The organism is Pseudoxanthomonas japonensis, assembly GCF_043632995.1.
Taxonomy (GTDB): Bacteria; Pseudomonadota; Gammaproteobacteria; order Xanthomonadales; family Xanthomonadaceae; genus Pseudoxanthomonas_A; species Pseudoxanthomonas_A japonensis.
Genome location: NZ_CP171632.1, coordinates 2992258 through 3011705, shown reverse-complemented (window position 1 = coordinate 3011705; position 19448 = coordinate 2992258). Strand labels below are relative to the sequence as shown.

Sequence of the window (19448 nt, the reverse complement as noted above, 5' to 3'; positions counted from 1 at the left end):
TGGACGGGTCCTACCAGCCGGCGAGCACCAGCTTGCCGATGGTCGTGCCCGATTCCAGGCGGCGATGGGCTTCGCGCAGGTTGGCCGCATTGATCGGCGACAGCGTGCCGGTCAGCGTGCCGCGCAGCTGGCCGGCGTCGATCAGGTCGGCGACGCGATCCAGCAATGCGCCCTGTTCGCCCATGTCGGCGGTGCGGAAGCGCGGGCGGGCGAACATCATTTCCCAGTGAATGCCGATGCTCTTCGCCTTGTACGGGTCGCCGATGCGCAGCTCGCCGCGCGGCTCGACGATCAGGCCGACGTGGCCGAGCGGCGACAGCAGTTCGCCCAGGTCGGTCCAGTAGCGGTCCGTGTCGGCCAGGTTGAGCGCCGCGTCGACGGTGTCGAAGCCAAGCGCCTTCAGTTGCGGACCGAGCGGCTCGCGATGGTTGACCACATGGTCGGCGCCCATCGCCTTGCACCAGTCGATGGTGTCCTGCCGCGATGCGGTGGCGATGACGATGAAGCCGGCGCGCTTGGCCAGCTGGATAGCGATGGAACCCACGCCGCCGGCGCCGGCAATCACCAGCAGTGACTTGCCGTTGCCACCGCCGTCGATGGCGTACGGCATACGGTCGAACAGCAGTTCCCATGCGGTGATCGTGGTCAGCGGCAGCGCGGCCGCCTGCGCGAAATCCAGCGACGCGGGCTTGCGGCCGACGATGCGTTCGTCGACCAGCTGGAACTGCGCGTTGCTGCCGGAGCGCGTGATGTCGCCTGCGTAGTAGACGGCATCCCCGGGCTTGAAGCGGGTTACCGCCTCGCCGACGGCTTCGACCACGCCGGCGGCGTCGTAGCCCAGCACCTTCGGCTGCGTCTCGATCTGCGGCTTCGGCGAACGCACCTTGGTGTCGACGGGATTCACCGACACGGCTTCCACACGCACGAGGATGTCGTGGCCGGTGGCGGTGGGCGTGTCGAGTTCGACATCGACCAACGAGTGCGGATCGTCGATGGGGAGATAACGGGTCAGGGCGACGGCTTTCATGGTGGATCCTCGTGGGGGAATCAGGACGCGTACCGCGATGATGCGGCGCGCGAGGGAAAGAGGCGATGCGACGAAGGACGGATCAGATGCAATCCGCTTCCGCGACCAGTGGGAAACGCTGGCGGCGCTCCAGCGCCAGCGCCCACAGTGCGACGGCGAAGGCGGACGCAGGCACCAGCGCGGCGACCCAGGGCAGGGCGGACAGCCCCAGTCCCTGCGAGATCACCACGCCGCCCAGCCACGCGCCCAGCGCGTTGCCGAGGTTGAAGGCGCCGATGTTGAGGCTGGACGCCAGGCTCTGCGCGCCGCTGGCCTTCTGCAGCACCCACAGCTGCAGCGGCGACACGGTGGCGAACGCCGCGGCACCGAGCAGACCGGTGAACGCGATCATCGCCCACGGGCTTTCCAGCACGAAGGTCATCGCGCCCATCACCAGCGCCAGCAGCGCGAGCGTGCCCAGCAGCGCGGGCGCCAGGCGGCGGTCGGCGAAGCGGCCGCCGAGCAGGTTGCCGACGATCATGCCGACGCCGAACACCAGCAGGATCGGCGATACCGCGGCATCGGTGAAGCCGGTCACCTGCGTCAGCAGTGGCTGGATGTAGGTGTACACGGTGAACATGCCGCCGAAGCCGAGCACGGTCATCAGCAGGCCCAACAGCACCTGCGGACGCGCGACCACGCGCAGTTCGTCGCGGAACGGCAGCGGCGACGGCGCGCTGCGGTCGGCGGGCACCAGGGTCGCGATGATGAGCGTCGCCAGCACGCCGATCACGGTCACCGCCCAGAACGTGGCGCGCCAGCCGAGCTGCAGGCCCAGCCACGCGCCGGCCGGCACGCCAAGCAGCGTGGCCACGGTCAGGCCGGTGAACATGATGGAGATGGCGGAGGCCTTGCGGTCTTCGCTGACCATGCCGGTGGCGACCACGGCGCCCACCCCGAAGAACGTGCCGTGCGCCAGCGAAGTGATCACGCGCGCGGCCATCAGCAGTTCGTAGTTCGGCGCCAACGCACAGGCCAGGTTGCCCAGCGTGAACACGATCATCAGCGCCACCAGCACCGCCTTGCGTGGCATCCGGCTGGTGGCGGCCGCCAGCAGCGGGGCGCCGACGAAGACCCCGAGCGCATAGCCGGAGATCAGCAGGCCGGCGGCGGCAATCGAGACGTGCAGGTCAGCGGCGACCTGCATCAGCAGGCCCATGATGACGAATTCGGTGGTGCCGATGCCGAACGCGCCGGCCGTCAGGGCATAGAGGCCCAGCGGCATGCGGGAGGTGGGGGCGGGAATGGGGGACATGGGAGGTAGTTGGTGCGGGAAGGCGTGCAGGGTGCCGCTTCCCTCGTCGGTGAAAAACCGAGAAGATGGCGAATCACTTTCAATGGAAGATTGAAAATGGACCGCGTCGGCGACCTCACCCTGTTCCTGCGCGTGCTCGACCTGGGATCGATCACCGCCGCCGCCCACAGCCTGGACCTGTCGGTGGCGGTGGCCAGCCAGCGCCTGAAGCGGCTGGAAAAGGAGCTGGGCGTGCGCCTGCTGCACCGGACCACCCGCCGCCTGCACCCCACGCCGGAGGGTCTGGCCCTGGCGCAGCAGGGACGGGTGCTGGTCGAGGAACTGGAATCGCTGGGCAGTGGCCTGCGCGAGGCCGCCAGCGAGGTCGCTGGTACGCTGCGAGTGACGATGTCGGCCTCGTTCGGGCGCCAGTACGTCTCGCCGCTGCTGCCTGCCTTCCTCGCGCGCCATCCCAAGGTCCGACTGAGCGTCCATCTCAGCGACAACGTGGTGGATCTGGTCAGCGAGGGCTTCGACCTCGCCATCCGCATCGGGGCGCTGGACGATTCACGCCTGGTGGCCCGGCGCATCGCGCCCAACCGCCGCGTGCTGTGCGCCTCGCCGGACTACCTGCGCCGGCGCGGCGTTCCGCAGACACCGGTGGAGCTGGCCGACCATGACTGCCTGCTGCTGTTCGGCAGCGGCGGTCGCCAGGACGTCTGGCGACTCGGGACGCCGGACGGAAGTGAAGTGGCGATACGCGTGCATGGACGCTTCGAGAGCAACTTCGGCGAAGTGCTGCGCGATGCGTCGATGGCGGGCGAGGGCATCGTCGTGCACTCGCTGTGGCACGTCGCCGACGACCTGCGGGCGGGACGACTGGTCGTGGTGCTGCCCGATTTCCCGCTGGCGACGACCGCGATCAGTGCGGTCATGCCGCAGCGACGGTTGGTGCCGCCCCGTGTGCGTGCCTTCGTGGACTTCCTGTCGGAGCAGTTCGGCGACAATCCGCCATGGGAGCACGGACTGGTGGTGTAGTCAGGCCGTGTCGAACGCGAAGGCGTCCAGCGCAAGCCCACCCATTTCCACGTCGCGATGGAGCAGGCGTCCCCTGGCGCCTTCGCCGCCGGCGCCGAGCGCCACGTAGAGCGGATAGAGGTGCTCGGTGGTGGGATGGTTCTGCGCCGCATGCGGCAGCGAGGTCCAGTCGAGCGCGGTGGCCACGTCGCCTTCCAGCAGCGCAGCACGCAACGGATCGGTGAACGCGGTGACCCACGGGTACGCCGCTGCCTGCGCATGCTGCCAGTCCAGTGCGCGCAGGTTGTGCGAGAAGCCACCGGAACCGACCACCAGCACGCCTTCGTCCCGCAGCGGCGCCAGCGCCCGGCCCAGCCGGTAGTGCCACTCGGCGCTTTGCGCGGGATTGACCGACAGCGCCACCACCGGGATGTCGGATGCCGGATACATCCGCCTCAACGGTACCCAGACGCCGTGATCCAGCCCATGGTGGCCGTCTTCGTGCGCGTCGAACCCGGCGGTCGTCAGGCGCTCCGCGATATCGTGCGCGAGTGCGGGTGCACCGGCCGTCGGATACCGGATCCGGTAAAGCGGTTCCGGGAAGCCACCGAAATCGTGGATCGTCTCCGGCATGGGCGTGGCAGTGAGCGTCGGGCGCGCATGGACGAAATGCGCGGAGGCCACCAGGATGGCGCGGGGCCGGGGCAGAAGGCCGCCCAACCGGTCGAGGAAGCGGCCGGTGGGCGAGTCCTCGATCGCCAGCATGGGAGAGCCATGCGACAGGAAAAGACTGGGAAGACGATGTACGGCAGGCGCGGACAGGTTCATGATGCGAGCATCGGCTCCCGCGGAAGACTTACCAAGGGCCGTACGTGGACCGGTGTGTTGCCGGGGCCGGACTTGCCGCGCCGCGCCGGATTCCCCGGCGGCATGGCGCTCGGTGCAGGCTGGATCTGCGCGAGTTCTCTTACAGAGTGTTAACCTTGGCCAACTTGTTATGGTACCGTTAACACAGTCTTCACATACCCCCGCATAATCTGTTCAGCAAGGCGACGGCAGCCTGTCGCCTCGAATAACAACTAGAAACGCCGCAAGCAAAGCCCTTCGGTTTCTCTACTACTGAACTTTTACAAGGAAAGGAGCTGCAAATGAACAAGAAGATTCTCTGCGCCGCGCTGCTGGGCGGCCTGAGCCTCGCTAACCACGCGACGGCCCAGGAGTTTGATGACCGCTGGTACCTGACCGGTTCCGCCGGTTTCAACCTGCAGGACGACGACCGTACCACCCGCAATGCCCCTTTCCTGGGCCTGGGCCTGGGCAAGTTCATCAGCCCGAACTGGTCGCTGGACGGCGAGCTGAACTATCAGAACCCGAAGTTTGAAGACAACCAGGACACGCTGTGGAGCCAATACGGCATCTCGCTCGACCTGCGTCGACACTTCGTGCAGGAAGGCCGTGGCTGGAACCCGTACATCGTGGCGGGCCTGGGTCTGCAGCGTCACGAGGAAGAGTCGTTGATCAACGCGTCCAACCAGCGTCGTGACAACAACCTCGCCGCCAAGCTGGGCGTCGGCCTGCAGACGACGCTCGACAAGCGCGTCGGCGTGCGCGCCGAACTGGCCTACCGTGCCGACTTCGACGACCAGAGCATGGCCGCCCCGCAGGAAGACTGGTTCGGCGACGTGCTGGCCTCGGTCGGCGTCGTGATCCCGCTGGGCCCGAAGGCCGAAGCCGCTGCTCCGCCGGCCCCCCCGGCTGCGCCGAGCTGCGCGGACCTGGATGACGACGGCGACGGCGTCAACAACTGCGACGACAAGTGCCCCGGTTCGCAGGCTGGCCAGACCATCGGTCCGGACGGCTGCCCGGTGCAGGTCTCGATCGACCTGAAGGGCGTGAACTTCGACTTCGACAAGTCGACCCTGCGTCCCGACGCGATCGCGATCCTTGGCGAAGCCGCCGAGATCCTGAAGCGCTACCCCGACCTGCGCGTCGAAGTGGCCGGTCACACCGACCTGTGCGGTGCGGACCCCTACAACCAGTCGCTGTCGCAGCGTCGTGCGCAGACCGTGTACGACTACCTGACCAACAACGGCGTCAGCGCCTCGCGTCTGGTGGGCCCGATCGGTTACGGCGAGAGCCGTCCGCTGGAGCCGACCGCGCAGACCCTGCCGGGCTGCAAGAGCGAGCGCAACCGTCGTACGGAACTGAACGTCCAGAACTGATCGTCCAGAACTGATCGGACGCTCTTCCTGCAACACCCGAAGCCCGGCCTCGCGCCGGGCTTCGTTTTTCGGCCGCCGTGCGTGGGATTTGCGTGACCGCGCTTCCGTCTTCGCGCATCGATGCAGCGCAGGGCGCTCGATTTCTTGCCATGCCTTGAGACGCTGCCTACACTCCCGGCACGTCCAGAAAGAACCCTCCAGGAGTTGTGCCGATGCGCCGTCATGTTCTTGCCAGCCTGCTGGGCATCGCCGCGATTCCTGCCGCCCACGCCGCACCGGACTGCAGCGGGAGCCTGGTGCCGCCGCCGCTGAAGACGCCCGCCACGGTCATCGCGCCGGTCGCGCCGGAATTCACCGCCGCCGCCACGCAACTGGGCGCACCGTCCGGTGTGCTGGCATCGCATGCCTTCGACGAGTCGCAATCGGTGGAGCGTGTGCTGATGCGCCTGCGCATCGAGGGATGCCGCAACGTCGCCAAGGCGTTGCCGGCCGCGCCGGCCGCTGCGACGGCCTCCGCCAGTCCGGCGGCCTACCAGCCGAAGACCGCGCACGACAATACGCCGTGGCGCTTCGACATGAGCCAGAACGGCAAGCGCATGACCGCCGACGAATTCGACGCGTGGATGAAGTCGCGCGGCGTGCGGGTCGTGAAGGCGCCCGGTGCACCGGCGGCAGCGCCCGCACCGGCACCCGCCGAGCCCGCCAAGAAGAACTGATCCACGAACGGCCGGTTTCCCGGCCGTTTTCCTTTCGGCTCTCCATGACGACGCGCAAACCTCCTTCCCGCGACTCCTCGCGTGTCGCGAGCCCGCGCTCGCCTGCAATGCAGGGCGTGCGCCATGGCCTGGCCCGGGTGCTGTCCAAGCAAGGCGTGTGTTCGCGCAGCGAGGCCGCGCGCTGGATCGCCGCAGGCCGGGTGTCCGTCGATGGCCGCATCGTGCGCGATCCCGAGTTTCCGGTGGTTGCCGGCCGTGCCGTGATCAGGGTGGATGGCCTGGCGAGTGCCGCGCCTGAGCGCACCTACCTCATGCTCAACAAGTCGCGTGGCCTGGTGACCACGGCACGCGACGAACAGGGACGCGATACGGTCTACCGCTGCCTGGACGGCGCGGGCCTGCCGTGGGTCGCACCGGTGGGCAGGCTCGACAAGGCCAGCGAGGGCCTGTTGCTCTTCACCAACGATCCGGAATGGGCGGCCCGCATCACTGATCCCGCGCAGGGGCCGGACAAGACCTACCACGTGCAGATCGACGCGCTGCCTGATGACGTCCTGTTGCAGCGCTTGAAGGCCGGCGTGAGCGTCGACGGCGAGCATCTGTCCGCTCGCGACGTTCGCGTGCTTCGCAGCGGCGAGCGCAATGCGTGGCTGGAGATCGTGCTGGAGGAAGGACGCAACCGGCAGATCCGCCGCCTGCTGGCGGCGTTCGATGTCGGCGTTCTGCGGCTCGTGCGTGTCGCCGTAGGCCCGCTTGCGCTGGGAGACCTGGGCAAGGGCGCATGGCGGATGCTCGAACCGCACGAGCGCGAGGCGCTCGCGCCGACGACCGGCCGCTGATTGCGCGACGGCGGTCCGGGTTCGCTGCGGAACAGCTGCCTACACTCGTCCGCGCTGACCTTGGGGAAATCACATGTACCGTTCGATCCCGCGCCTACCGCTGTGCTGCGCCGTACTGCTCGTCTTCGGCCTGTCGACAGGCTGTGCTTCGACATCGCCATCGGCTGCAACGAAGAAGACCGCTCCCGAAGAGATCGTTACCGTGAAAGTCGGGCCGCACGGACACCGTTTCTACATGCAGCAGAACGGCCGCAGCATGACGGCCGAGGAATTCGATGCCTGGATGAAGGCCCGCGGTATCCGCGTGGCCAAGGGCGCGCCGGTCGCGCCCAAGACGGCGAGTACTGCCAAGCGCGCCCGCTGACGGGCGCGCCCGCCACGGCCTCGCTCAGGCCTTCAGCACGCCCAGTTCGCGACCGATGCGGATGAAGGCGTCGATGGCGCGGTCCAGGTGCTCGCGCGTATGCGCCGCGCTGATCTGCGTGCGGATGCGCGCCTGCCCCTTGGGCACCACCGGAAAGAAGAAGCCGATCGCGTAGATGCCTTCCTCGAGCAGGCGCTCGGCGAAGCGCTGCGCCAGCGGCGCGTCGTACAGCATCACCGGGCTGATGGGGTGCACGCCCGGCTTGATGTCGAAACCGGCGGCGGTCATCTTCTCGCGGAAGTAACGCGTGTTCTCCTGCAACTGCTCGCGCAGGTCGCCGGCCGCGTCGAGCATCTCGAACGCCTTGATGCCGGCGGCCACCACGTGCGGCGGCAGCGAGTTGGAGAACAGGTACGGACGCGAACGCTGGCGCAGCAGTTCGATCACTTCCCTGCGTGCGGTGGTGAAGCCGCCCAGCGCACCGCCCATCGCCTTGCCGAGCGTGCCAGTGATGATGTCGATCCGGTCCAGCACGCCCTTCACTTCGGCCGAGCCGCGGCCGGTGGCGCCGAGGAAGCCGGTGGCGTGGCATTCGTCGATGTGCACCAGCGCGTTGTACTTTTTCGCGAGCGCGGTGATTTCGTCCAGTGGCGCGATGAAGCCGTCCATCGAGAACACGCCGTCGGTGGTGATCAGCTTGGTCTTGCAGCCGGCGGCATCCGCGGCCTGCAACTGCTTTTCCAGGTCGGCCATGTCGCAGTTGGCGTAGCGGAAGCGCTTGGCCTTGCACAGGCGCACGCCGTCGATGATCGAGGCGTGGTTCAGTGCGTCGGAGATGATGGCGTCGTCCTCGCCCAGCAGCGGCTCGAACAGGCCGCCGTTGGCGTCGAAGCAGGCGGCGTAGAGGATGGTGTCCTCGGTGCCGAAGAAGTCGGCGATCGTCTGTTCCAGCTGCTTGTGCAGGTCCTGGGTGCCGCAGATGAAGCGCACCGAGGCCATGCCGAAGCCGTGGGTATCCAGCGCGTCCTTCGCCGCCTGGATGACGTCCGGATGGTCCGCCAGGCCCAGGTAGTTGTTGGCGCAGAAGTTCAGCACAGTACGGCCGTCGGCCAGGGTGATTTCCGCCGACTGCGGGCTGGTGATGATCCGTTCGGACTTGAACAGGCCCTGGGCACGGATCTCGTCGAGGGTGGCGGCGTAATGGGCAGTCAGCGGGTTGGCCATGGCAGGGGCTTAAGCGGGAAAGACGCCATTCTACCCGCCGGCGGAGCGGCGCCTCCGCGTCATGCGCGTACGGCATAAGCGCCCCCCGTTTCGTCATTTCCCTGCCCGCATGTGCGCCCGCAGCATCGCGTCTCCGGCCCACCACGGGTCTTCACTCGGGGAAAAGCGTTATGCGGACACACTCGGGATCACGCAAGCGCAAGGGCAGCGGTGTCGCCATCCTCGGCGCGCTGGCCTGTTCGCTTGCCCTCCCCGTGTCCGCACAGCGCCAACCAACCGCGCAGGAGCTGCTGCAGCGACTGGAAGCCCTGGAACGCCGCGTCGGCGAGGCGCCAGCGACGGTGGTGGCCGAAGGCGAATCCGCGCCGGCGACGCTGGGCGACCTGGACCAGCGCCTGCGCATCCTGGAGCGCCGTCTCGAACTGCAGCAGGAAGAAGCCGCGACCAGGGCAAAGGAAGCGCCCGTCATCGCGGTGAACGACAAGGGCGCATCGCTGAAGTCCGCCAACGGCGACTACGAGATCAAGATCCGTGGCCTGATCCAGGGCGACGGACGCTTCTTCAGCAGCGGCGTGCCGTCGGGCACTTACGACACCTTCCTCCTGCGCACGGCACGCCCGACCATCGAAGGCACGCTGGGCAAGTGGATCGGCTTTCGCTTCACGCCGGAGTTCGCCGGCGACAGCGCCAGCATCGTCGACGCCTATGCCGACCTGAAGTTCTCGCCCGCGGCCACGGTGCGCCTGGGCAAGTTCACCTCGCCGGTCGGCCTGGAGCGCCTGCAGTCGTCGTCCGCGTTGTCCGACATCGAGCGCGCGTTGCCCAGTGAACTTGCGCCCAACCGCGACATCGGCGTGCAGTTGCAGGGTGAGTTGGCCGGCAGCAAGGTCAGCTACGCGATCGGCGTGTTCAACGGCACGGTCGACGGCCGCGATGCGGTGACGACGAATCCGGACGACGAGTTCGAAGTCGCCGGCCGCCTGTTCGTCGAACCTTTCAAGGACGATGCGGGTTTCTGGTCCGGTCTCGGCTTTGGCATCGGCGGCAGCGTCGGCGACACCGCCGGTACGGGCAACAATATCCTGCCGCGCTACCGCACGCCGGGCCAGGTGCAGTTCTTCAACTACCGCAGCGCGGTGGCCGCCGACGGCAAGCGCACGCGCTGGTCGCCGCAGGGCTACTTCTATCGCAACCAGTTCGGCCTGCTCGCGGAGTACATCGCATCGAAGCAGGAACTGCAGGTCGGCGCCACCTCCGCCGAGCTCGAGAACACGGCCTGGCAGGCGACCGCGAGCTATGTGTTGACCGGCGAAGATGCGAGCTACCGCGGCGTGGTCAAGCCGTCGAAACCCTTCAGTCCCGGCAAGGGTGGCTGGGGTGCATGGGAACTGGTCGGCCGTTACGGCGAACTGGAGATCGACGATGGTGCCTTCCCGCTGTTCGCCGATCCCGTGGTCTCCGCCCGGCGCGCCAAGGCCTGGACGCTCGGCGTCAACTGGTACCTCACCAGCAACCTGAAGCTGGTCGTCAATTACCTGGATACGCAGTTCGAGGGCGGTGCCGCCGCAGGCGCGGACCGCGACGACGAAAAGGCCGTGTTCTCGCGACTGCAGGTCGCCTTCTGATTCCCGGAGACATCGCATGAAGACTTCCATCCGCCGCCATGCGCGCAACGCGCTGCTCGCCTTCAGCCTGACGCTGGCCGCCGCCGCGGGCGCCAAGGACATCAACCTGCTCAACGTGTCGTACGACCCGACGCGCGAGTTCTACCGTGAGTTCAATGCCGCCTTCGCCGCCGACTGGCAGAAGACCAAGGGGCAGAAGGTCAGCATCGAGACCTCGCACGGCGGCTCCGGCAAGCAGGCGCGCTCGGTCATCGATGGCCTGGAGGCCGACGTCGTGACGCTGGCGCTGGCGTACGACGTCGACTCCATCGCCCAGCGCGCCAAGCTGTTCCCGGCGAACTGGCAATCGCGGCTGCCCGAAAACAGCGCGCCTTACACGTCGACAATCGTGTTCCTCGTGCGCAAGGGCAACCCGAAGAAGATCCGCGACTGGCACGACCTGGTGAAGCCCGGCATCTCGGTGATCACGCCGAATCCGAAAACCTCCGGCGGCGCGCGCTGGAACTACCTGGCCGCGTGGGCCTACGGATTGAAGATCTTCAAGGGTGACGAGGCGAAGACGCGCAACTTCGTGCGTGGGCTGTTCCGCAACGTGCCCGTGCTGGACACCGGTGCGCGCGGCGCGACCACCACCTTCGTCCAGCGCGGGATCGGCGACGTGCTGCTGGCGTGGGAGAACGAAGCCTTCCTGTCGATCGAGGAGCTGGGCCCGGACAAGTTCGACATCGTCGTGCCGTCGTTGTCGATCCTCGCCGAACCGCCGGTGGCGCTGGTGGACCGCAACGTCGACAAGCACGGCACGCGCGAGGCGGCGCAGGCCTACCTGAAGTACCTGTATTCGCCGACCGGCCAGCGCCTGGCTGCCAAGCACTACTACCGTCCGCGTTATCCGCAGTACACGGCGCCGGAAGACATCGCGCGCTTCCCCAAGCTGGAACTGGTGACGATCAACGGCGTCTTTGGCTCGTGGGCGAAGGCGCAGGCCACGCACTTCGCCGACGGCGGCGTGTTCGACCAGATCCAGGCGAAGTAGCGTGGCGGCAGTACATCCCTGGCCGGGAAAGGCGCGCGCCAGTCGCGTCATTCCCGGTTTCGGCCTCAGCCTGGGCTATACGCTGGCCTGGCTGGGGCTGATCGTGTTGATTCCGCTGGTGGGCGTGTTCGCCAAGGCCAGCGGGCTGGGACCGGCCGGCATCTGGGCGATCTGGACCGAGCCGCGCGTGCTGGCCGCGCTGCGCATCAGCTTCGGCACCGCACTCGCGGCGGCCGCGTTCAACGCGGTGATGGGCACGCTGGTCGCGTGGGTGTTCGTGCGCTACCGCTTTCCCGGCAAGCGCCTGTTCGATGCGATGATCGACCTGCCGTTCGCACTGCCCACCGCCGTCGCCGGCATCGCGTTGACCGCGTTGTACGGGCCGACCGGCTGGATCGGACAATGGCTGGAGGCCGCCGGCATCAAGGTCGCCTACACGCCGCTCGGCATCACGGTGGCGCTGGTGTTCATCGGGCTGCCGTTCGTGGTGCGCGTCGTGCAACCGGTGCTGGCGGAGATCGAAACCGAACTGGAGGAAGCGGCGGCTACCCTCGGCGCGACCCGCTGGCAGTCCGTACGCCTCGTGGTGCTGCCGACGCTGTGGCCGGCCGTGCTGGCGGGTTTCGCGCTGGCGTTCGCGCGCGGCGTGGGCGAGTACGGCTCCGTCATCTTCATCGCCGGCAACCTGCCGGGCGTCTCGGAAATCGCACCGCTGCTGATCACGATCAAGCTGGAGGAGTTCGACTACGAAGGTGCTACCGCCATCGCCGCGGCGATGCTGTTGCTCTCGTTCGCGCTGCTGCTGCTGATCAACACGCTGCAGGCGCGCCTGCTACGCACCGGCAAGCGGGCGGGGGGCTGACATGGGCGACGCCATCTCCGCCGTCATCGCCATGCCTCCGGAGTCGTCCGCCGTGGAAGCGTCCGCACCTCTTGTCCGCCGCCATGCCGCCACCACCGAACCCGTCTGGGTGCAGGTGCTGCTGGTGCTCGGCGCGCTCGGGTTCCTGCTGTCGTTCCTGCTGCTGCCGCTCGCGCTGGTGTTCGTCGAAGCGCTGCGCGGCGGCTGGACCGCCTTCGTCGCCGCGATCATCGAAGCGGATGCGCTGGCGGCGGTGAAACTGACGTTGCTGGTGACCGGCATCGTCGTTCCCTTGAACCTCCTGTTCGGCGTGGCGGCGGCGTGGGCGGTCAGCAAGCACGAGTTCCACGGCAAGCGCTGGCTGGTCACGCTGATCGACCTGCCGTTCGCGGTGTCGCCGGTCGTGGCGGGCCTGATCTACGTGTTGATCTTCGGTGCGCAAGGCTGGGCGTATGCGCTGATCGACGAAGGCTGGCGGTTCACGCTGCCGCTGCTGGGCGAGTTGCACGTGCAGTTGCCGAAGATCATCTTCGCGCTGCCGGGCATCGTGCTTGCGACGATCTTCGTGACGTTCCCGTTCATCGCACGCGAGCTGATGCCGCTGATGGAGCAGCAGGGCACGGATGAAGAGCTGGCTGCGCTCAGCCTGGGCGCCACCGGCTGGCAGACGTTCTGGCGGGTGACGCTGCCGAACATCCGCTGGGCGCTGCTGTATGGCGTGCTGCTGTGCAGTGCGCGTGCGCTGGGCGAGTTCGGTGCGGTGTCGGTCGTGTCCGGCCACATCCGCGGACGCACCAATACGCTGCCGCTGCACGTCGAGATCCTCTACAACGAGTACGCGTACAGCGCCGCGTTCGCGGCGGCTTCGCTGCTGGCGCTGACGGCGCTGGTGACCCTCGGATTGAAGACCTGGCTGGAATGGCGCCACGGCGAAGCGCTGGCCGCCAACCACCGGCACTGAGAAGACGATCATCATGGGCATCAAGATCGAACACCTGGGCAAGCGATTCGGCGAATTCAAGGCGCTGGACGACGTATCGCTGGACATCCGCCAGGGCGAGTTGTTGGCGCTGCTGGGACCGTCGGGCTCCGGCAAGACCACGCTGCTGCGCGTGATCGCCGGCCTCGAACAGGCGGACAGCGGACGCGTGCTGTTCGATGGCGAGGATGCGACCCGCCTCAGCGTGCAGGCGCGCCGCGCGGGGTTCGTATTCCAGCACTACGCGTTGTTCCGCCACCTGACGGTGGAGGAGAACATCGCCTTCGGGCTGCGCGTGCGCAAGGGGCGTGACCGCGTGCCCGATGCGACCATCCGTGCGCGCGTCGCCGAGTTGCTCGCCCTCGTGCAGCTGGATGGATTCGGCGCCCGTTATCCCGCGCAGCTGTCAGGCGGCCAGCGGCAACGCGTGGCGCTGGCGCGTGCGCTGGCGATCGAGCCGCGCGTGCTGCTTCTGGACGAACCCTTCGGCGCGCTCGACGCGCAGGTGCGCCGCGACCTGCGTCGATGGCTGCGCGAGCTGCACGACCGTACAGGACTCACGACAGTCTTCGTGACGCATGACCAGGAAGAGGCGCTGGAACTCGCGGACCGCGTGGCCATCCTCAACCGTGGGCGTATCGAACAGCTCGGCAGTCCGGCAGATGCCTACGACGTGCCGGCGTCGCCGTTCGTCTATTCGTTCGTGGGCGCGGTGAACCGGCTTCCCGCGCAGTGGGGCGAGGGCGCGTTGCAGGTGGCGGGCCTGCCGCTGCAGCCGCGAGGTGAGGCGGGGCAGGGCGAGGCGGACCTGTTCGTGCGGCCGGAGGATCTGCATCTGGTCGAGGAGGGATCGGCCTGGCCGGCCACCATTGTCGACGCTCAGCGCACCGGCCCTCGCCTGAGGTTGCGTGCCCGGTTGGACGACGGCCAGGCCGAGGTCGACATCGAGCTGCCTGCGGACCGCGAAGGGCCGGGAACGGCGCCAGGGCAACAGGTGCGCTTGGCACCAAAACGGTTCGGATGGTTTCCCCGCGACGGTGCAACGGCACCAGCGTGATGCGATATAACTTACTGAATTGATTGAAAAAGAAACCAATTACGGAGTTCTCATCCAGCACTTGACGCGGGCGATTGGTGCGGCGCACTATCGGGGCGCAGTTAAAAAACCGTGAAGTCGTGATGGCGGTTCGAAGACGCCCCGACGCACTCGGTCACCCATGCCACCGCCCCAGGAGACCCCGGATGAAGCCCATCAAGCTCTGCACCGCCCTCGCCACCGCCCTGCTGCTGTCCGCGCCCCTGGCAGCGTTCGCACAGGAGGCGGAAGAAGAAGCATCTTCCCCCTTCAGCGCCACCTTCGCGGTGACCACGGATTACGTGTTCCGCGGCGTGTCCCAGACCGATAACGGTCCTGCCTTCCAGGCCGGGGCCAGCTACTCGGCGCCCTTCGGGCTGTATGCCGGTGTGTGGGGATCGAATGTCGACTTCGGCGACGGTGGCCCGAACTTCGAAGTGGACTACTTCGTGGGTTGGAACAAGGACCTCAGCGACAGCTGGAATCTGGACCTGGGCGTTAACCGTTACACCTATGAAGGCGCCTCTGACGGTTACGGCAACATCGACTACAACGAATACATCGCCAAGCTGGAATGGAGTGGTCCGGTGACGGTCGGCGGCATCCTGGCCTACGCCGACGACTACAGCAACACGGGTGCCGAGGAAATCTACGCCGGCCTGTCCGCCAGCTACGACTTCGGCGACTCGGGCTTCTCGTTGGGCGCGACCACCGGCTATACCGCCATCGACGCGGGCAGCGATGGACGCGCCGATTTCTACGATGGCTCGATCACTCTGTCCAAGGGGTTCGGTCCCGCCACTGCGACGCTGGGGTACTACGACACGTTCGGCTCGGATGCTCCGGAGTTGCGCCGCGGTTCCGACATCTACAAGCCCGGCCTGGTGTTCACCATCGCGGTCGAAGTGCCGTAACGCACCGTGTGACGGACAAGGAAAAGGGCGCCGCAAGGCGCCCTTTTCGTTTCGCCGACCTGCCGCCGGATCAGTTCCAGCTCAACACCACCTTGCCGGCCTTGCCCTGTTCCATCAGGTCGAAGCCCTTCTGGAAGTCGTCGATCGGCAACTGGTGAGTCAGCACCTTGCCCAGCGGGAAGCCGCTCAGCACCAGCTGCGTCATCTTGTACCAGGTCTCGTACATCTTGCGGCCGTAGATGCCCTGCACGGTGAGGCCCTTGAAGATGATCTTGTCCCAGTCGCAGCCGGCACCCTTGGGCATGATGCCGAGCATCGCGATCTTGCCGCCGTGGTACATGCAGTCGAGCATGTCGTTGAACGCGCGCGGGTTGCCGCTCATCTCCAGGCCCACGTCGAAACCTTCCATGTGCAGGTCTGCCATCACGTCCTTCAGCGACGTATTGGAGACGTTGACCACGCGCGTGGCGCCCATGTCGGCGGCCAGCTTCAGGCGGAAGTCGTTGACGTCGGTGACCACCACGTTGCGCGCGCCGATGTGCTTGCAGATGCCGGCGGCGATGATGCCGATCGGACCCGCGCCGGTGATCAGCACGTCTTCGCCGACCACGTCGAACTCCAGCGCGCAGTGCGCCGCGTTGCCGTACGGGTCGAAGAATGCGGCCAGTTCGGACGGGATCTGGTCGGGGATCGGCCACAGGTTGCTCGCCGGCATCACCATGTACTCGGCGAACGCACCGTTGCGGTTCACGCCGATACCGACCGTGTTCGGGCACAGATGCTGGCGGCCGCCGCGGCAGTTGCGGCAATGGCCGCAGACGATGTGGCCCTCGGCCGACACGCGCTGGCCGACCTCGTAACCGGTCACCGCCGAGCCCAGTTGGGCGATGCGACCGACGAACTCGTGGCCGATGGTCAGGCCCGGCGTGATCGTGCGCTGGCTCCACTCGTCCCACAGGTAGATGTGCAGGTCGGTGCCGCAGATAGCGGTCTTCTCCAGCTTGACCAGCACCTCGTTGGGGCCCGGCTGCGGGACGGGCAGTTGCTCCATCCAGATGCCTTTGCCGGCCTCGCGCTTCACCAGCGCCTTCATCGTCTGTGCCATCGGACGTCGATCCAGGGGTAATGAGGGCGCGGATTATACGCCCCGGTCCTGTGCGCCCCTGTTGCGGCGGTCCTTGACAGCCGGAACGTCCGCGGCGCCCGGCCGGCCTAGGACATAAGTCATGGTCGGCCGGGATGACCGGTTCATTACAATCGGAACTTTCCTGCCAGTCCCCGGGGTTTCCATGCGTCCGAACCTGCTCGCCGCCGCCATCGCGGTTCCCTTGTCCCTGCTCGCCGCCCAGCTCGCCCATGCCGGTGAGGGCATGTGGGTGCCGCAGCAGCTGCCGGAAATCGCTGGTCCGTTGAAGAAGGCGGGGCTGAAGCTGTCGCCGCAGCAACTGGCCAATCTGACCGGCGATCCGATGGGCGCCGTGGTCGCGCTGGGCGGCTGTACGGCCAGCTTCGTGTCGCCGAACGGCCTGGTCGTGACCAACCACCACTGCGCCTATGGTGCGATCCAGCTGAACTCCACCCCGGAGAACAACCTGATCAAGAACGGCTTCAACGCGCCGACCACGGGCGATGAAGTCAGCGCAGGGCCGAATGCCCGCGTGTTCGTGCTGGACGAGATCACCGACGTGACCAAGGACGCGCAGGCCGCCATCGCGACCGCGGGCGACTATGCGCTGGCGCGCACCAAGGCACTCGAGGCGTTCGAGAAGAAGCTGATCGCCGACTGCGAAGCCGATGCCGGTTTCCGCTGCCGCTTGTACAGCTTCTCCGGCGGCAACACCTATCGCCTGTTCAAGAACCTGGAGATCAAGGACGTGCGCCTGGCGTACGCGCCCCCCGGCAGCGTGGGCAAGTACGGCGGCGATATCGACAACTGGATGTGGCCGCGCCACACCGGCGACTTCGCCTTCTACCGCGCTTATGTCGGCAAGGACGGCAAGCCGGCGGCGTTCTCGAAGGACAACGTGCCGTATCGTCCGAAGCATTGGCTGAAGTTCGCCGACCAGCCGCTGGGAGAGGGCGACTTCGTGATGGTGGCCGGTTATCCGGGTTCGACCAACCGCTACGCGCTGGCGGCCGAGTTCGACAACACCGCCGCATGGACCTATCCCACCATCGGCCGTCACTACAAGAACCTCATTGCCCTGGTCGGCGACGCGGGCAAGAAGAATCCCGATATCCAGGTGAAGTACGCCAGCACGATGGCGGGTTGGAACAACACCAGCAAGAACTACGACGGTCAGCTGGAAGGCTTCAAGCGCATCGACGCCGCCGGCCAGAAGCAGGCGGAAGAGGCTGCCGTGCTGGCGTGGCTGAAGGGGCAGGGAGGCAAGGGCGAGGCCGCCCTGGCGGCGCACGCCCGCTTGATCGACCTGCTCGAGCAGGGCAAGGCGACGCGCGAGCGCGACCTGATCCTGGGACAGTTCCACAACACCGCCACCGTGGGTACGGCTGCGCAGCTGTACCGCCTGTCCATCGAGCGCGAGAAGTCCAACGCCGAGCGTGAATCGGGCTACCAGGAGCGCGACCTGCCCGCGATCGAAGGCGCGCAGAAGCAGCTCGAGCGCCGTTACGTGGCGGCGATGGATCGCCAGCTGCAGGAGTACTGGTTGAACGAGTACCTCAAGCTGCCGGCGAACCAGCGCGTCGCTGCGGTCGATACGTGGCTCGGCGGCAACGACGCGGCCGCGGTGAAGCGTGCGCTCGATCGCCTGGCCGGTACCCAACTCGGCAGCACCGACGAGCGGCTGAAGTGGTTCGCCGCCGACCGCAAGGCGTTCGAAGCCAGCAACGATCCGGCTATCCAGTACGCCGTCGCCGTCATGCCCACGCTGCTGAAGCTGGAGCAGGAGCGCAAGACGCGCGCGGGCGAGAACCTGGCCGCGCGTCCGGTCTACCTGCAGGCACTGGCCGATTACAAGAAGAGCCAGGGCGAGTTCGTCTATCCCGACGCCAACTTGTCGCTGCGCATCACCTTCGGCAACGTCATGGGCTACGCACCGAAGGACGGCGTGGAGTACACCCCGTTCACCACGCTGGAAGGCGTGGTCGCCAAGGAGACCGGGCAGGATCCGTTCGACTCGCCGAAGGCGCTGCTCGATGCGGTCGCTGCCAAGCGCTACGGCGGGCTGGAGGACAAGCGCCTCGGCTCCGTGCCGGTGAACTACCTGTCCAACCTCGACATCACCGGTGGCAATTCCGGCTCGCCGGTGCTGGACGCGCATGGCAAGTTGATCGGCCTGGCCTTCGACGGCAACTGGGAATCGGTCAGCTCCAACTGGGTGTTCGACCCGAAGATGACCCGCATGATTGCCGTAGACGGTCGTTACCTGCGCTGGATCATGCAGGAGGTCTACCCGGCGCCGCAGCTGCTGAAGGAAATGGGCGTCGGCAAGTAACACCTGCAACGGTCGGCCGACACGGGACGGGAGCGGTTATCATCCGCTCCCGTCTTCGTTTCCGGCCTTTGGAAGCGCGACCGTTTTTCTCGAATGGACACACCGACGCATGCGCATCCTGCTTGCCCGCCACGGCGAAACGCCGTGGAACGCCGAAGGCCGCTACCAGGGCCAGATCGACATCCCGCTCTCGCCGGTTGGTGAAGGCCAGGCGACCGCGCTGGGCCAGCGGTTGAAGGACGTACGCATCGATCGCGCGGTGGCGTCGCCGCTGTCGCGCGCGCAGCGCACGGCGCAGCTGGCATTGGGCGAATCGCGCGCGGACATGCTGCTCACCGATCCCGAACTGCAGGAAATCGCCCATGGCGAGTGGGAGGGCCTGCTGGCCAGCGAGATCCAGGAAAAAGACCCGGCGCGCCTGCTCGCCTGGCGCGAGGAGCCCGACACCGTGCTGATGCCCGGCGGTGAGTCACTGCGCCAGGTGCTCGACCGTTCCTGGCGCGGCCTGGCCCGCGCCGCCGAGGGCTTGGGCGACGACGACACCCTGCTGATCGTGGCGCACGACGCCGTCAACCGCGTCCTGCTGTGCCGCATCCTTGGCCTGCCGATCGCGAAGTTGTGGACGTTCCGCCAGGCGCCGACCACGCTCAACCTGCTGGAAGGTCCGACGGTGGATCAACTGGAAGTCGTCCGCCTCAACGACTGCGCGCACCACACGCCGTTCTTCGGCGAAGCGAAGCATCGGGCGCTTTAGCCGGTTTCGCGCCGCCCTCCTGTCGGAGTTTTCTGCCATCTGCGAGCGGGACCATCGGGTACGATG

The 19448-nt window shown here is 67.1% G+C and carries 18 protein-coding genes; 13 read left to right on the top strand and 5 right to left on the bottom strand.

All coding sequences use genetic code 11. The annotated features are described in order from the left end of the window. Positions 1-10 precede the first annotated feature (10 nt). Both ACGHX3_RS14085 and ACGHX3_RS14080 read right to left on the bottom strand, forming a co-directional pair. Entirely contained in the window at positions 11-1027 is a 1017-nt protein-coding gene (locus ACGHX3_RS14085) for a zinc-binding alcohol dehydrogenase family protein (RefSeq protein WP_394695362.1), read from the bottom strand. Positions 1028-1109: 82 nt separating this feature from the next. Continuing rightward, positions 1110-2321, bottom strand: coding sequence for an MFS transporter (locus ACGHX3_RS14080; protein ID WP_394695361.1), 1212 nt, complete (start codon positions 2319-2321; stop codon positions 1110-1112). A gap of 96 nt (positions 2322-2417) precedes the next feature. On the opposite strand from ACGHX3_RS14080, the gene ACGHX3_RS14075 reads away from it, so the two are divergent. Next, positions 2418-3338: a LysR family transcriptional regulator gene (locus tag ACGHX3_RS14075; protein WP_394695360.1), complete on the top strand. Its 921-nt coding sequence runs from the start codon at positions 2418-2420 to the stop codon at positions 3336-3338. Here ACGHX3_RS14075 and ACGHX3_RS14070 read toward each other — a convergent pair whose 3' ends face one another. Further along, positions 3339-4082, bottom strand: a complete 744-nt coding sequence (locus ACGHX3_RS14070; protein ID WP_394695359.1) for a dioxygenase — start codon at positions 4080-4082, stop codon at positions 3339-3341. Positions 4083-4465: 383 nt separating this feature from the next. On the opposite strand from ACGHX3_RS14070, the gene ACGHX3_RS14065 reads away from it, so the two are divergent. The 4 genes from ACGHX3_RS14065 to ACGHX3_RS14050 all read left to right on the top strand — a co-directional run bounded on the left by ACGHX3_RS14065 (position 4466) and on the right by ACGHX3_RS14050 (position 7458). Then, the gene (locus ACGHX3_RS14065; RefSeq protein WP_394695358.1) at positions 4466-5539 is read left to right on the top strand and encodes an OmpA family protein; all 1074 of its coding nucleotides are present in this window, start codon (positions 4466-4468) and stop codon (positions 5537-5539) included. Positions 5540-5751: 212 nt separating this feature from the next. After that, positions 5752-6255, top strand: coding sequence for a hypothetical protein (locus ACGHX3_RS14060; RefSeq protein ID WP_394695357.1), 504 nt, complete (start codon positions 5752-5754; stop codon positions 6253-6255). 44 nt (positions 6256-6299) lie between these two features. After that, positions 6300-7094: a pseudouridine synthase gene (locus tag ACGHX3_RS14055; RefSeq protein ID WP_394695356.1), complete on the top strand. Its 795-nt coding sequence runs from the start codon at positions 6300-6302 to the stop codon at positions 7092-7094. A 73-nt stretch (positions 7095-7167) separates the two neighbouring features. Beyond that, positions 7168-7458: a hypothetical protein gene (locus ACGHX3_RS14050; RefSeq protein ID WP_394695355.1), complete on the top strand. Its 291-nt coding sequence runs from the start codon at positions 7168-7170 to the stop codon at positions 7456-7458. Positions 7459-7482: 24 nt separating this feature from the next. Here the strand turns inward: ACGHX3_RS14050 and kbl are convergent, their stop codons facing one another. Continuing rightward, positions 7483-8682: a glycine C-acetyltransferase gene (gene kbl / locus ACGHX3_RS14045; protein WP_394695354.1), complete on the bottom strand. Its 1200-nt coding sequence runs from the start codon at positions 8680-8682 to the stop codon at positions 7483-7485. Between the two features lie 170 nt (positions 8683-8852). Here kbl and ACGHX3_RS14040 point away from each other — a divergent pair, with 170 nt between their 5' ends. The 6 genes from ACGHX3_RS14040 to ACGHX3_RS14015 all read left to right on the top strand — a co-directional run bounded on the left by ACGHX3_RS14040 (position 8853) and on the right by ACGHX3_RS14015 (position 15170). Continuing rightward, positions 8853-10307 carry an OprO/OprP family phosphate-selective porin gene (locus ACGHX3_RS14040; RefSeq protein WP_394695353.1) on the top strand — a complete coding sequence of 485 codons (1455 nt, stop codon included), beginning with the start codon at positions 8853-8855 and terminating at the stop codon, positions 10305-10307. Positions 10308-10323: 16 nt separating this feature from the next. Then, positions 10324-11340, top strand: a complete 1017-nt coding sequence (locus ACGHX3_RS14035) for a sulfate ABC transporter substrate-binding protein (RefSeq protein ID WP_394695352.1) — start codon at positions 10324-10326, stop codon at positions 11338-11340. Between the two features lies 1 nt (position 11341). After that, complete coding sequence (gene cysT / locus ACGHX3_RS14030) at positions 11342-12202, top strand: sulfate ABC transporter permease subunit CysT (protein ID WP_394695351.1); 861 nt, start codon at positions 11342-11344, stop codon at positions 12200-12202. Positions 12203-12233: 31 nt separating this feature from the next. Next, positions 12234-13163, top strand: coding sequence for a sulfate ABC transporter permease subunit CysW (gene cysW, locus ACGHX3_RS14025; RefSeq protein ID WP_394697301.1), 930 nt, complete (start codon positions 12234-12236; stop codon positions 13161-13163). A gap of 13 nt (positions 13164-13176) precedes the next feature. After that, entirely contained in the window at positions 13177-14238 is a 1062-nt protein-coding gene (locus ACGHX3_RS14020; RefSeq protein WP_394695350.1) for a sulfate/molybdate ABC transporter ATP-binding protein, read from the top strand. 185 nt (positions 14239-14423) lie between these two features. Then, positions 14424-15170, top strand: coding sequence for a TorF family putative porin (locus ACGHX3_RS14015; RefSeq protein ID WP_162337988.1), 747 nt, complete (start codon positions 14424-14426; stop codon positions 15168-15170). Positions 15171-15240: 70 nt separating this feature from the next. Here the strand turns inward: ACGHX3_RS14015 and tdh are convergent, their stop codons facing one another. After that, positions 15241-16275 carry an L-threonine 3-dehydrogenase gene (tdh, locus tag ACGHX3_RS14010; protein WP_394695349.1) on the bottom strand — a complete coding sequence of 345 codons (1035 nt, stop codon included), beginning with the start codon at positions 16273-16275 and terminating at the stop codon, positions 15241-15243. Between the two features lie 184 nt (positions 16276-16459). Between tdh and ACGHX3_RS14005 the strand changes: the two genes are divergently transcribed. Beyond that, positions 16460-18628 carry a S46 family peptidase gene (locus ACGHX3_RS14005; protein WP_394695348.1) on the top strand — a complete coding sequence of 723 codons (2169 nt, stop codon included), beginning with the start codon at positions 16460-16462 and terminating at the stop codon, positions 18626-18628. 109 nt (positions 18629-18737) lie between these two features. Continuing rightward, entirely contained in the window at positions 18738-19382 is a 645-nt protein-coding gene (locus ACGHX3_RS14000) for a histidine phosphatase family protein (protein ID WP_394695347.1), read from the top strand. Positions 19383-19448: the final 66 nt, after the last annotated feature.

What these genes read in the sequence shown, in the direction of transcription:
- ACGHX3_RS14085 (WP_394695362.1), bottom strand. Translation starts at nt 1,027, where the DNA reads ATGAAAGCCGTCGCCCTGACCCGTTATCTCCCCATCGACGATCCGCAC.
- ACGHX3_RS14080 (WP_394695361.1), bottom strand. Translation starts at nt 2,321, where the DNA reads ATGTCCCCCATTCCCGCCCCCACCTCCCGCATGCCGCTGGGCCTCTAT.
- ACGHX3_RS14075 (WP_394695360.1), top strand. Translation starts at nt 2,418, where the DNA reads ATGGACCGCGTCGGCGACCTCACCCTGTTCCTGCGCGTGCTCGACCTG.
- ACGHX3_RS14070 (WP_394695359.1), bottom strand. Translation starts at nt 4,082, where the DNA reads ATGCTGGCGATCGAGGACTCGCCCACCGGCCGCTTCCTCGACCGGTTG.
- ACGHX3_RS14065 (WP_394695358.1), top strand. Translation starts at nt 4,466, where the DNA reads ATGAACAAGAAGATTCTCTGCGCCGCGCTGCTGGGCGGCCTGAGCCTC.
- ACGHX3_RS14060 (WP_394695357.1), top strand. Translation starts at nt 5,752, where the DNA reads ATGCGCCGTCATGTTCTTGCCAGCCTGCTGGGCATCGCCGCGATTCCT.
- ACGHX3_RS14055 (WP_394695356.1), top strand. Translation starts at nt 6,300, where the DNA reads ATGACGACGCGCAAACCTCCTTCCCGCGACTCCTCGCGTGTCGCGAGC.
- ACGHX3_RS14050 (WP_394695355.1), top strand. Translation starts at nt 7,168, where the DNA reads ATGTACCGTTCGATCCCGCGCCTACCGCTGTGCTGCGCCGTACTGCTC.
- kbl (WP_394695354.1), bottom strand. Translation starts at nt 8,682, where the DNA reads ATGGCCAACCCGCTGACTGCCCATTACGCCGCCACCCTCGACGAGATC.
- ACGHX3_RS14040 (WP_394695353.1), top strand. Translation starts at nt 8,853, where the DNA reads ATGCGGACACACTCGGGATCACGCAAGCGCAAGGGCAGCGGTGTCGCC.
- ACGHX3_RS14035 (WP_394695352.1), top strand. Translation starts at nt 10,324, where the DNA reads ATGAAGACTTCCATCCGCCGCCATGCGCGCAACGCGCTGCTCGCCTTC.
- cysW (WP_394697301.1), top strand. Translation starts at nt 12,234, where the DNA reads ATGCCTCCGGAGTCGTCCGCCGTGGAAGCGTCCGCACCTCTTGTCCGC.
- ACGHX3_RS14020 (WP_394695350.1), top strand. Translation starts at nt 13,177, where the DNA reads ATGGGCATCAAGATCGAACACCTGGGCAAGCGATTCGGCGAATTCAAG.
- ACGHX3_RS14015 (WP_162337988.1), top strand. Translation starts at nt 14,424, where the DNA reads ATGAAGCCCATCAAGCTCTGCACCGCCCTCGCCACCGCCCTGCTGCTG.
- tdh (WP_394695349.1), bottom strand. Translation starts at nt 16,275, where the DNA reads ATGGCACAGACGATGAAGGCGCTGGTGAAGCGCGAGGCCGGCAAAGGC.
- ACGHX3_RS14005 (WP_394695348.1), top strand. Translation starts at nt 16,460, where the DNA reads ATGCGTCCGAACCTGCTCGCCGCCGCCATCGCGGTTCCCTTGTCCCTG.
- ACGHX3_RS14000 (WP_394695347.1), top strand. Translation starts at nt 18,738, where the DNA reads ATGCGCATCCTGCTTGCCCGCCACGGCGAAACGCCGTGGAACGCCGAA.